General features: G+C 67.6%; 8 protein-coding genes. 1 reads left to right on the top strand and 7 read right to left on the bottom strand.

Annotated features, from left to right (window positions below; all coding sequences use genetic code 11):
- Positions 1-8: 8 nt before the first annotated feature.
- The 6 genes from CHB99_RS19150 to CHB99_RS19125 all read right to left on the bottom strand — a co-directional run bounded on the left by CHB99_RS19150 (position 9) and on the right by CHB99_RS19125 (position 4973).
- Entirely contained in the window at positions 9-1085 is a 1077-nt protein-coding gene (locus CHB99_RS19150) for a DUF1615 domain-containing protein (protein WP_042125258.1), read from the bottom strand.
- 5 nt (positions 1086-1090) lie between these two features.
- A complete protein-coding gene (locus CHB99_RS19145) occupies positions 1091-1642 on the bottom strand; it encodes a hydrolase (protein WP_042125260.1) in 552 nt (183 codons plus the stop codon).
- A 44-nt stretch (positions 1643-1686) separates the two neighbouring features.
- Positions 1687-2406: a thioesterase II family protein gene (locus CHB99_RS19140; RefSeq protein WP_042125262.1), complete on the bottom strand. Its 720-nt coding sequence runs from the start codon at positions 2404-2406 to the stop codon at positions 1687-1689.
- Entirely contained in the window at positions 2406-2624 is a 219-nt protein-coding gene (locus tag CHB99_RS19135) for an MbtH family protein (RefSeq protein WP_042125264.1), read from the bottom strand. The genes CHB99_RS19140 and CHB99_RS19135 overlap by 1 nt, the downstream gene beginning before the upstream one ends.
- 91 nt (positions 2625-2715) lie before the next feature.
- Positions 2716-4056: an endonuclease/exonuclease/phosphatase family protein gene (locus tag CHB99_RS19130; RefSeq protein WP_042125266.1), complete on the bottom strand. Its 1341-nt coding sequence runs from the start codon at positions 4054-4056 to the stop codon at positions 2716-2718.
- Positions 4057-4088: 32 nt separating this feature from the next.
- Positions 4089-4973, bottom strand: coding sequence for a hypothetical protein (locus tag CHB99_RS19125; protein WP_042125268.1), 885 nt, complete (start codon positions 4971-4973; stop codon positions 4089-4091).
- 203 nt (positions 4974-5176) lie between these two features.
- Here CHB99_RS19125 and CHB99_RS19120 point away from each other — a divergent pair, with 203 nt between their 5' ends.
- Positions 5177-6181 carry an ABC transporter substrate-binding protein gene (locus tag CHB99_RS19120; RefSeq protein WP_042125270.1) on the top strand — a complete coding sequence of 335 codons (1005 nt, stop codon included), beginning with the start codon at positions 5177-5179 and terminating at the stop codon, positions 6179-6181.
- A gap of 12 nt (positions 6182-6193) precedes the next feature.
- Here the strand turns inward: CHB99_RS19120 and CHB99_RS19115 are convergent, their stop codons facing one another.
- A complete protein-coding gene (locus CHB99_RS19115; protein ID WP_141137308.1) occupies positions 6194-11737 on the bottom strand; it encodes an NEL-type E3 ubiquitin ligase domain-containing protein in 5544 nt (1847 codons plus the stop codon).
- Positions 11738-11771 lie beyond the last annotated feature (34 nt).

Genomic DNA, 11771 nt, shown 5'->3' with positions numbered 1-11771 from the left:
CCCAAGACCTAGCGCTTCATGCAGCGCTGATAACGTTCATCGACCCGCTTGGCGAACCAGGCCGTGGTCAGTTGCCGGGTGATCTTCGGGCTTTCCAGCCTGATCCCCGGCAACGCTTCCCGCGGCACGCGCTTGCCAGCCGCCTTGTCCGCCAGGGCGAAGACCTGTTGGTACAACCGGGTCTCTTCGAAGTCCACGCCCTCGCCCTTCTCCAGCTGATCGCGAATCACCGGATTGCGCATGCCGAACCGCTCGCCCAGCAGCCGCGCGGCTTTCTCGGTACTGCCCGGCAGGATCGAACCATGGGCGATCAGGTCGCCATCCAGCGCCAGCTCTGCTCCGGTGACCCGACTCAAGGCACTCTGGAACGCCGCGTTGCGACTGGCGTACCAGCCGGCGTTGAAGTCGGCGAAGCGATACAGCGGCCGCGCATAGTTGGCCGGGTAACCCAGCAGGTGGGCGATGCCGAAATACATCCCGCCCCGCCGGCTGAACACCTCCTGGCGAATGCTGCCGTCGTGGGCGTAGGGGTAGTCGCGGGCGTTGGCCTCGGCGAAGTCGATGCTGACCTGCATCGGCCCGCCGGTGCGCACCGGATTGAAACCACCGAGCAGGGTCTTGCCCAGCGGCAGCGAGCCGATCAGCTCGCCATACAGCTCGCTCAGCTCACGCTCGCTGCGCACCGCGGCGAGACGCTGGTTCCAGGTCTTGCCATTGCCCGAACGGCTGTCGAGGGCGACATCCACCAGCATCCTGGGGACCAGGGCTTTCGCCGCGCGACGATCGATTTCCTCGCGGGCGATGCGCCCAAGGTTGGGCACTTGCGGATCGGCGCTGAAGGTGGACTCCTGCTCGGTCACCGCCAGCACCGCGCAGATATTGGACTGGCTGGGCACGAGCTTCTGCGCGGTGAACGCCGCCTGGATATCCCGCGCCCAGCCCTGGCGGTCAGCGACGCTGGCCGGCAGCAAGGCGGCGACCCGTGCCCGTACCTGCGCCTCGGACAACGCCGGCTCCTCGCCGCCGCGCGGGCCGACGCAGCCGGCGAGCAGCGCCAGCAGGCCGAGCCCCAGCCAGCGAGGCAAGCCGCTCAGGGCTGCTCCCCGACCAGGAAAGTCTTGCTGATCTGGCGGAATTTTTCATGGCTGGAACTGCGCATCAGCTCGAACAGGACCATCTCGCGGGTGACGATCTGCGCCCCGGCATCGCGCATGCGCGCAAGTCCTGCGGCCTTGCTCTCGGCCGTGCGGCTGTCGCAGGCATCGGCGACGACGTAGACCTGCTTGCCGCTCTCCAGCAGTTCCAGCACGGTCTGCAGCACGCAGACGTGGGTCTCCATGCCGCACACAATCACTTGCTCGCGCGCCAGCAGCGAGGCCGGCAGGCATTCGCCGGCGACACAGGAAAAGTGCAGTTTCTCCACCACCGTGGCCCCCGGCGCGGCTTCCAGCAGGCTGCCCACGGTATGCCCGAGGCCCTTGGGGTACTGCTCGGAAATCACCGTCGGCAGGCCCAGCTCGGTGGTGGCGGCGAGCAGCCAGCGGGTCCGCGCCAGGGTACCGGCGGGGTCGCTGACCGCGCCGATGAGTTTCTCCTGGACATCGATGACCAGCAGCGTGGCCCGGGAAGCGTCGATCAGCATTGCGCAAGCTCCTTGCAGTCGGAAATGCTCCCGACTATGCGGCGCTAGGCGCTGCGACGCAATGGTTCCAGCGCGCGGGCCAGCACGCCGAGAACGCGGTCTTCATGCTCGTGGATGAAGAAGTGACCACCGGGGAACATCTCCAGGGAGAATTCACCCCGACTCTCCTGGCGCCAGGCCAGCAACTGTTCTTCGCTGGCACGGTCGTCCTCGCCAGCGAACACATGCAGCGGGCAAGGCAACGGCGGACGCGGACGATACACATAGCGCCCGCACAGCAGGAAATCGGCACGCAGGATCGGCAGCATCAGCGCCATCAGTTCCTCGTTGGCCAGGACTTCCTCGGACGTGCCCTGCAGGTCGCGCAGGTCGCGGATCAGTTCGGCATCGCTCTTCGGCTCGCGCCACTCGGGGCCGTCGTAGCCTTCGCGGCGGCTGGGCGCCGCGGTACCGCAGGCGAACAGCGCCAGTGGCGGCGGACAGCCCAGTGCCCGCAGCTCATGGGCCAGTTCGCAGGCGAGCAAGGCGCCCAGGCTGTGACCGAGGATCGCGTAGGGGCGATGCGCGGCCAGGCTCTGCTCGCTGGCCAGTTGTCGGGCCAGGGCGGCAAGGTCGGTGCTCAGCGGCTCGGCCAGGCGCGCGCCGCGTCCGGGCAGTTCCACCGGACGCACCTCGATCCAGGCCGGCAGCTTGCGCCGCCAGCGGCTGTAGACCATGGCGCTGGCGCCGGAATACGGCAGGCACAGCAGCGTCAGCGACGGCATCAGGACGCCGCCGCCGCCATCTTCTGCCGCAGGCTCAGGGGACGCATGTCGGTCCACACTTCGTCGATGTAGGCCAGGCAGTCCTTCTTCAGGCCGCTCTTGCCCACCGCGCGCCAGCCCTCGGGAATGGCCTTGTAGTCGGGCCAGATCGAATATTGCTCCTCGTGGTTGATCACCACCTGGAAGACGATGTCGTCGCGATCGAAAACGGAAGTCATTGCCGGTCTCCTTCTGAGAAATGGGATTGTCCGTGACGCGGGACAACTCGCTGGATAACGAAACCGCGTCACGGAAAATTAGCCCTTTCGTTCAGGAGAAATGCACCAGATAGCTCACCGCCAGGTGATCGGACGGTCCGGGAGCCTCCACCACCCCCGGCTGGACCGGTTCGGTGGTGCCGTTGACCAGAGCGTAATCGAGCATGTGCTCGGGCGCCGTGGCCGGGTGGGTATTGCCATTGGCCGGATAGATGCGCGCAAGGCTTTCCGGCGAGACCCAGTTGCCCCCTCCGGTCGCCGGCGGGCGCGGGTCGCGGTTGAAGTCGCCGAGCACCACATAGGGCGTGTCGGTGTGCCAGCTGATCTCGCGGACCAGCCGCGGCGCATTGGAACCGCCACCGGACAGGGCATGGACGTTGTACACCGTCACCTCCTGGCGATTCACCGCACCCTCGCCACGCCGGCGCAGGCGCAGGCCCAGGGCCGGGCGGGCCACCGGCAGCGTGCCAGACTCCCACAGACCGTCGGCGACCACCCGCACATCGCGTACATCCAGCTGGGCGCTGGAGCGGACCACGATCGCCAGGTTCACGCGCAGACGCTGCACGTCGAGAAAGTACACCTGGTACGACTCCGGACGGGTGCTGGTACCAGCCTGCCACAGGTACTGGTCGACCTCCTGGACCATGCCGAACTGATCGGCCACCTGGCTGCGCAGCACCAGTTCGGCGGAACTGGGCGGGGCGCCGGCCTCCTGGATCACCACCACATCGTGACGCCTGGCCAGTTGCAGCACATAGGTGCGCCATTTGTTTTCGGCGCTGGCCGCGGTGCCCTGCATGTTCCAGGTGGCCAGGCGCAGTTCCAGGCCCGCCGAGTCGCTCCGCGCCCGCCCGATCTCGATCAGCGAGGCGCCATCGCGGTGACGGATGCGGCAGTGATAGTAGTCGCGCACACTGCCCTGGAGCTGGATCAGGCCCTGCCAGGGCCCATAGGCGGCGCCGATGATGAACTGCAGGGCGCGCAGCGGGTCGCCGATATCCAGGTCCAGTGGCCCGTCGTCCGCCAGCAGGCCGTTCATGGTCAGCACGTAGTGCATTCGGTAGAGCACCAGCAGCAGCTCGAAACCGCGCTCGCGGCGTGGTCGGGCCAGCAGCGCGGCGGTGGCCGGGTCGTTGTACAGGCGGCGCAGCAGCAAGGTCATGCGCTGGGCGAAACGGCATTGCTGCGCCTGGTTCGCACTGCGCATGTACTGGCGGGAAATCACGTACGCCAGATAGGACGCCGTGGGTTGCGCGTTGTAGGGCGCCGAGGCCAGCAGCTCGAAGATATCGAGCAGGATGACTTCGGTTTCATTGAAAAACGCATCGTCAGTCAGCCTGTCGACCAGGTGGCTGTCGATGTAGCGGCGTATCGTATTGTCGATGGGCATGGGCGGTTACCGTCGGCGAAGGCAAGGATGGACTAGGGTTTGCCGCGGTACAGGATATTGAGCACACCGTCCTGCACCGCGGCACCGACGCTGTTGGTCGCACCAAGGCCGGTGCTGACGATCGCCGGGCCGAGGACATTGCCGTCGTAGCCATACTGGTGGACGTCGTAGGAGGCATCGGCCTTGCTCGCCTCGCCGCGCGCTTCGTTGAAAAACAGCTTGAGCAGGCCGTTGTGCACCACCGCCGCCGGCGGATCCGGATAGTCGTTGCGCAACAGCAACTGCGCGCGAGTCCATTGCCTCGAACCGTCGTGCTTGAGCAGGTAGAAGCCACCGGCGGCGTCCTTGTAGATCAGGTGAATCAAGCGCTGATAGACGATCGCGGTGGAGTCCAGCCGGGTGGCAATGCTGTAGACGCCATCGCTTTTCACCACCTCCGCGCGATTCCACTCCTTCAGGTCGAGGGTGGAGCGGCACCAGAGGTTGGTGGGGCTGCCCATGACGTGATGGAACAGCTGCAGACGCCCCTCCAGCACGGCCACCGACGGCGTGCCGTCGAGGTTCAGGTCCAGAGTGCGGGTCAGCACGAACAGTCCCGATGCTTCGTCCAGGGTCAACAGCAAGGTCGATCCCTGGGTACTCGCATAGATCACATGCAACTGGTCCTTGAACACAAATATGCAGGGATCCGAACGCGCGGGGATGTCGCTGACCACCCCGGGCTCGCTCCACAGGCTGACATTCGATGTCCGACTGATGAACTTGACTCCGTCCAGGTCGCGCAGACCGTCGATATAGGCGCAATACAGGCGCCCCTTGAAGTGCACGGCGCGACAGCCCTCCTCGGTCTTCGCGGCGGTCTTGTAGCTGTGGTCGAAAATGGCGTGGGGACTCGACGTGGTCCATAGGTTGTGCATGCGGCGGGCTCCGTCTGTTTGAAGAGGGGCCCACTTCATCAACTTCGCCACGCGCGGTCTGTCACCCGCAGGACCGCCGGCTCCTGCGACACGTCCCGGCGCGCCACGGCAAAGCGCTGCCAGGCACCACGCGCTTTCCAGGGGAGTCGTGTCGATCGCGGCGCTGTCTACACTGAGCCGACCCACCTGCGAGCGCCCCCTCCATGAAACGCCTGGCCCTGCTGTTCTGCTCCGCCCTCCTCAGCCTGTCGACGCTGGCCGCTCCGCGCGCGCCGATCCACTTCGGCGAAATCACCTGGGAGAGTGGCAGCTTCACCACCGAAGTGCTGCGCCTGATCGTCGAGCACGGCTACGGCTATCCCACCGACACCCTGCCCGGCAGCACGGTGAGCATGGAGGTGGCCCTGGCGCGCAACGACATCCAGGTGATCGCCGAGGAATGGGCCGGGCGCAGCCCGGCCTGGGTCAAGGCCGAACAGGCCGGCCAGGTACTCGCCCTTGGCGACACGGTGAAGAATGCCGACGAAGGCTGGTGGGTGCCCGAATTCGTGATCAAGGGCGACGCCGAACGGGGTATCGCGCCACTGGCCCCGGACTTGCGCGACGTGAACGACCTCAAGCGCTACGCCGAGGTCTTCGCCGACCCCGAGGCCCCGGGCAAGGGCCGCTTTCTCAACAGCCCCAGCGGCTGGACCTCGGAAACGGTGAACAGCCAGAAGCTCAAGGCCTATGGCCTGGATGGCCTGTACACGAACTTCCGCAGCGGTTCGGGGGCGGCGCTGGATGCCGAGATCACGTCATCGATCCGCCGCGGCAAGCCGGTGCTGTTCTACTACTGGTCGCCGACCCCGCTGATGGGCCGCTTCAAGCTGGTGCGCCTGGAAGAGCCGGCGTTCGACGAACAGGCCTGGGCGACCCTCACCGATGCCGGCAACCCCGCGCCGAAGGGCAGCCGGTCGTTGCCGGCGAAACTGTCGATCGGCGTGTCGAAGGCCTTCCACACCCAGTACCCCGACCTGGTGGCCTTCTTCAGCAAGGTCGACCTGCCCATCGACCTGCTCAATGCCGTGCTCGGACGCATGAGCGAGCAACGCCAGGATCCAGCGCTGGCCGCCCGGGCGTTTCTCCAGGACAACCCGCAGGTCTGGCACGGCTGGTTGCCGCGGGAGCAGCGAGGCAAGGTCGAGGCCTACCTCGCCGGCCACTGAACCCGCACCGGCTCAGGGCCGGTCCGCCTGCAGCCCCTCCTTGTGGGTCAGCTCGCCGATCAGCGCGGCCTCGTCGAGCCGGCGCTGATCGATCAGCGACTGGATCCGCGCACTGGTCTGCACCGGCATGTCGTCCGGGTACAGATCGTCCAGCGCCAGCACCTGCGCCTCGAACGCCTCGCGGATGGCGGTGAACCGCGCGCCCTGCACATCGCGCAGGTAGGCCAGCCAGAAATCGCGCTGCGTCGCGTAGTCGAGCAGCGCCTGGCCGCTTTCGCCCTGGCGCACCCGTGCCGCTGCGCGGTCCAGCTCGCCGGTGCGCAGGTTGGCCGAGCCGGCATACAGCATCTGCGTCGGCGCCAACGGCAAATCCAGCGCGCTGGCGAGATTGAGCCGGTAGGCCAGGCGCACCTCCGCTTCATCGCGATCGCCGGCTTCCTCGCGCGCGATGCGGTCCAGCTCCTGCAGGCGGAACAGGCGGCACATCAGCCGGTACAGCGCCGGGCCACGCGGACCGTCGGCCGCCGTGCGCAGCGCCTGGCGGGTGAACACGAGGATTTCCATCTGGTTGAATTCCAGGCGCACGCCGTCCGGACAGGTGTCGAACTCACGCAGCAGGCGCAACGGTTCCTGTGCCATGCCATCGAGGAGCAGGCGCAGTTCGTCGTCCTGGCCGCTGATGGTCAGCACCTGCCAGACCCGCTCGAACATGTCCGGCCGGGTCAGGCCGTTGCGGTACTCGGCGGTATGCCGCAGGCGTCCGACCAGACGCAGCAGGTCGTCGGCATCGCCGGTCGATTCCAGGCGCTGCCAGATCTGGCGGCGCTCGTCGTTGATGCTGGCGCCCTGTTGCAGCCAGAAATCCACATTGATCAGGTCCGCCTCCGAGGTGCCGGCGGAACTGGCGCCACCGGAACTCGATCCGCGCCAGCTGCCGTCCAGGCGGCGCAGGTGCTCGGGCAGGTCGAGGCGGAAGCTGTAGGGCCGCGTCAGGCCCTCGGACAGGTGAGCGGAAAACAGCGTGTCTTCGTTCAGCGGGTTGCCCTCCAGGCAGATCTCGGTGCTGCCGCTGACGCTCTCGGCGTTTTCCAGCAGATGCGCCGGCAGCGTGGCCAGGCGATTGTGGTTCAGGTTCAGCCAGCGCACGCGCTCGGGCAGCAACGGGTCGAGCCAGGCCGGCCAACGGCTGATCTCCATGCGTTCGAGGCTGAGCAGGTTGAGCTGCAGGCGACTGAAGGCGGACACATCGCGAATCTCGCCCAGACGATTGCCCGCCAGGTCCAGCGAGGTGATGCCGGGCAGCCGCGCCAGCACATCGATCACCGCCTGGTCGACGACCAGACTGGCATCGGTCAGCGCCAGCTGACGCAGTTCGAGCAAGCCGCCCAGCGCAGGGGGCAGCCCCTCCAGCGGCATCTGTGTCAGGGTCAGGCGCTCCAGGCGGGGAAAGCGCGCGATCAACGTATCGAGGGCCTGCGCGGTGCCCTGGGCTCGGATCACCTCAAGCCGGCCGATCCGGCTGAAATAGAAGGCCGGCAAGGTCGGCGGGAAGTCGTCCAGGTGCAGGTCCTCGAGCACCAGCGAACGCACCGGGCCGCCGTCGACCTGGGTCAGCCAGCCGGCGAGCAGCGCATCGCCCAGGGAACGCCGGGCCGCCAGCCGCTGGGCAGCGCCCTGGCGGGAGGTTTCCAGCCAGCCGTCGATGGCGCTGGACAGCGCCTGATGCTCGATCATCATGCCCTCGACGATATTTTCCACGCTCTGCGGTACATCCAGTTCGAGCAGGAAGCGCCGCCCTCGCCAGGCGCTGGCACGAATCCCGATCAGCGCCTGCTGGGAAAACAGGTTGCCGCGCAGGGAGATCGAGGTACTGCGCGGCGCATCGGCGGGATTGACGCGCAAGTGCGCGGGCAGGTCGGTCAGGCGGTTGTCGCGCAGGGAGATCCGCTCGATACCGTCGAGCAGGTCGCTGTCCAGCCATTCGGGCCACTGCTCCAGGCCCAGGCGATCGAGACCGAGGAACTTCAGTTGCAGGCGACCGGCGAGGTGCACCGGCAGATGGCTGGGGCGATTGCCGCTGAGGTCGAGGTGGTTCAGCTCGCTCAGCCGACAGAGCTCCTCCAGCACCTCCTGCCCCAGCGGCAGGTGCAGGTTGAGCAGGCGCAGTTCGGCGAGCCGCGGGTAGGCACCGACGATGATCCGCGGCAGGTCGAACAGCGAGCGACCATCCACGGCATCGATTTCCAGCGAGGTGACCCGGGGAAAGCTGCGCAGCAAGTGCAACAGGCGATCGTCGAGGCGCATCAGCCCGTCGTCGCCCGGCGTCACCACCGCTACCGGCACCGAGACGCTGGACAGTTCCAGGGACTGCACGCGGGTACGGAAGAAATCCGGCAACTGCTCGGGGAAGGCTTCCAGCGAGACCGCGAACAGCCGCAAGGGCACGCCGCTGCGGCCGATTTCCGGCAACAGGTTGTCGCGCCAGTGTTGCCACAGGGCCAGCTCGATGAGGTGCCGGTCGCTGAGCGACGGCTGATCGCCCAGGGCCTGCCGTGGTGTTTCGCCCAACGGCAGCGAACGACGCAGCGCTTCGCGCTCGTCGAGCAGGCTGTCCAGGCGCGCATCGATGGCCGGGTCATCGAGGGCAGCGCCGCGCAGCTGCTGCAACAGATCGCCGGCGAACAGGTCCGGCAGTTCCAGCAGGCGGATCTTGTCCAGCAGGGTGTTCTCGCTGACCAGCGGCTCCAGCCTGCCCCCGCCACTGAGGGGGTAACCCCTGCGCCCGTTGGCCAGGCGCATCGGCGAGCGCATGGCCGGACGCACCGACTGCATGTGCAGCACCTTGCGCAGCGCCGGACGCCCCAGCGGACGGGCCATGACCTTGCCGCGCAGCGCTTCCCTGGTTGCCGTGGGCTCCAGCCCCAGCGCGCCGCGCTGAGCCACGGTGAGGGTACGCAGCACGACACTGAACAGGTCGGTGGCGGCCACCTCGGGCTCTTCCGCCGTGCGATAGCCCTCGAGGCTTTTCACCAGGACCCGGCGGTGCACCGCCGGGCTCGGTCCGATGCTGTCGAGCAACGGCCCGTTGACCCGCAGCCCGCGGATCTCGATGCGATACTGTTCGGCCCAGCCGGGCAGCGCCGCCAGGCTGTGCAGGATCAGCCGGGTACTGTCGTTGTTGCTCAGCGGCGGCAGGTACAGACCTTCGTAGGCCCGCGCCAGGCGCACGCTCTGCAGGTACAGGCGCGCTTCCTCGGCCAGGCGTTGCGGCACTCGTTGCCGCTCGCCGATCAACGCCCGCTCCGCCTCGCTGGCATGGGCCAGCAACTCCTGGACGATGCGCCGCGGCAGCCCCGCGAAGTCGCGCAGCAGGACCCTCTGCTCGAGGCTCGGCAGCGCCACCGGGGACTCATAGCGCATCTCGAACAGGCGGGCATGGTGCTCGGCACTCAGCACCTCTTCACCGCCCGCCAGGTCGCGATGGATCTTGTAGCGCTCCAGACAGTCGAGCAGCAACGCTGGCGGACGCTGGCCGTCGACCAGGGTCTGGCGCAACGCCGATTCGTGACAGCCGCTGATGACCAGCAGTTGCCTGGCCTCGGTTTCGTCGAGCCCGGCGGCCACCGCGCCGAAGCGCTGGAACAGTTGCAACCCCGACCATCCGCGCGGCTGGTCCAGCTCGTGCAGCCACACCCCGCCACCGTGGTAGCGCACGCTCGGCCGGTGGGCGTCGATGCGCCGCGGATGCTCCAGATATGCAGCGCCCCGCGCATCCGCGAGCACCGAATAATGCCGCCCGTCCAGCGCCAGCCACTGCCTGCCCTGATAGCGGTAGAGGCCGCGGACATCCGCTTTGAGGTTGCCAGGCAGGATGATGTCGTGGGCGAACGGCGCCAGGTTGCGCGACCACAGGCGCATGCCGCCATCGGCCTGGCGCAGTGGCTGCAGGACCGTGGGCAGGCGTGGCAGCTCGTGCGCCGCAATGCCTGGCCGCGCCTCCTGCGCGCCGCCCAGGGCAGCGACCAGGACGAGGTTTTCCACGACATCGAGCAGATAGCCCCAGGCCTGCTCGCGCTCGTCGCGGGTCCACTCGCCGATGCCCTCGTAGACCTCGTGCGCCAGCTGCGCGCTGCTGAACACCAGCATCGCCGCGCCCAGTACCGGTACCGAGAACGCCAGGGCATTGAGGGTGAACAGACCCGCCTGGGCGAAAAAGTCGAGCTTCTGCGCCAGGCTCTTGTGATCCTGGGTGGCGGTCGGCACCGCGAGAAACAGGCCGTCATCCTTGAGGCGGGCGATCTTGCGCCGCAACAGCGTCGGCATCAACGGCACCTCCAGCGATCCCTCGCGAAACGGCAGGCTGGCCTGGCGATCCAGCACTTCTTCGTACCAGCCACCCGGGTTCCACACCTTGGGGTGGAAGGCCTGGCGCAGCTTGTCGAGAAGCCGCGCGCGCTGGCGCAACGGGATGAAGCGCTGGAAGAACGCCTGATAGTCGGCCTGCAACAGGCGGTCACGCAGGTGGGCACGGAAGTCGAGGAACGAGGCGTGCTCGCGCAGCGGCTCGACCGGGTCGCCGGGGATGTACACGACGATGCGGTCAGGCGCCGTCCTTGCCGTGCGATCGCCGCCGAACACCACGATACCGCTCAGCTCGACGTTCCACAGAGTCAGGCTGCCGCTTTCGAACGCCACGCCGTCGAGCGTCGAGGCGAAGCCATGCACCAGCTTCAGCACGGCCTGGTAAGCCGTCTCGCCGATACGCCCCTGCATCCGCGCCAGGTGCAGCAGGACCAGCAGTCCGCTGCGCTCGTGGCACTGGAAGATATCCTCGCGCTCGGCCCGCGCCGAGGGTGCAGCGGCACCCGCATCGGCCGCGGGCGCGAAGGTCTGGCCAATCAGTTCCTGGTAACGCCGACCCAGGTCGAGTTCGCGGCACAACGCGGCGAACGCTTCGGGCTTGATGTCGAGGATCGCCCCATCCCAGAGCGCCTGCCCCGGCTCGACCGTGAAGATCCGTGCCTTGGTCACCGCCAGGTCCATGCCGCCCGGCGCGCTTTCCCAGGCTTCGAAATTCTGCAGAGCCATGCCGAGCAAGGGCTGGCACGCCACCCGGAAGGCCTTGAAGCTTTCCACCATCCAGTCCCGCGATGCGGTGAGGAACGAGTCGTCGGTCTGCATCCGCCGGGGGTGCAGCAGCCAGGTGCGGCGCACGTCCACATCGACGCCGAACCTGTCACGCAGCGCCGCCGCCAGCAAGGGCTCGGCGAAGCGCTGCGGGTCGGACAACGTGCCCAGCCAGGTGTCGACCTGCGCCTTCAGGGCCAGGTGCTCCAGGTAGTCCTGATGCAGGTGCGCGACCACCTGCGGCATGCTGGCCATGGCCGCCGAGACCCAGGGCAGCGCCTCCCGGCCCTGCTCGCCCATGGCCTTGCGCGCTTCGCCGGTCGCGTCGAGCAACCATGCCGGCACCCGGCTGCGTATCGCCTCGTAGCCCAGCCGATGACGGCTCGCCTCCTCGTCCCGAGGTGCCACGGTTCCATCTGATAGCGACATTCGAATCACCTGTCCTTGCTGATTTGGCGTTCCA

Source organism: Pseudomonas japonica, assembly GCF_900188455.1.
Taxonomy (GTDB): Bacteria; Pseudomonadota; Gammaproteobacteria; order Pseudomonadales; family Pseudomonadaceae; genus Aquipseudomonas; species Aquipseudomonas japonica.
This window is presented reverse-complemented; position numbering and strand designations above follow the sequence as displayed.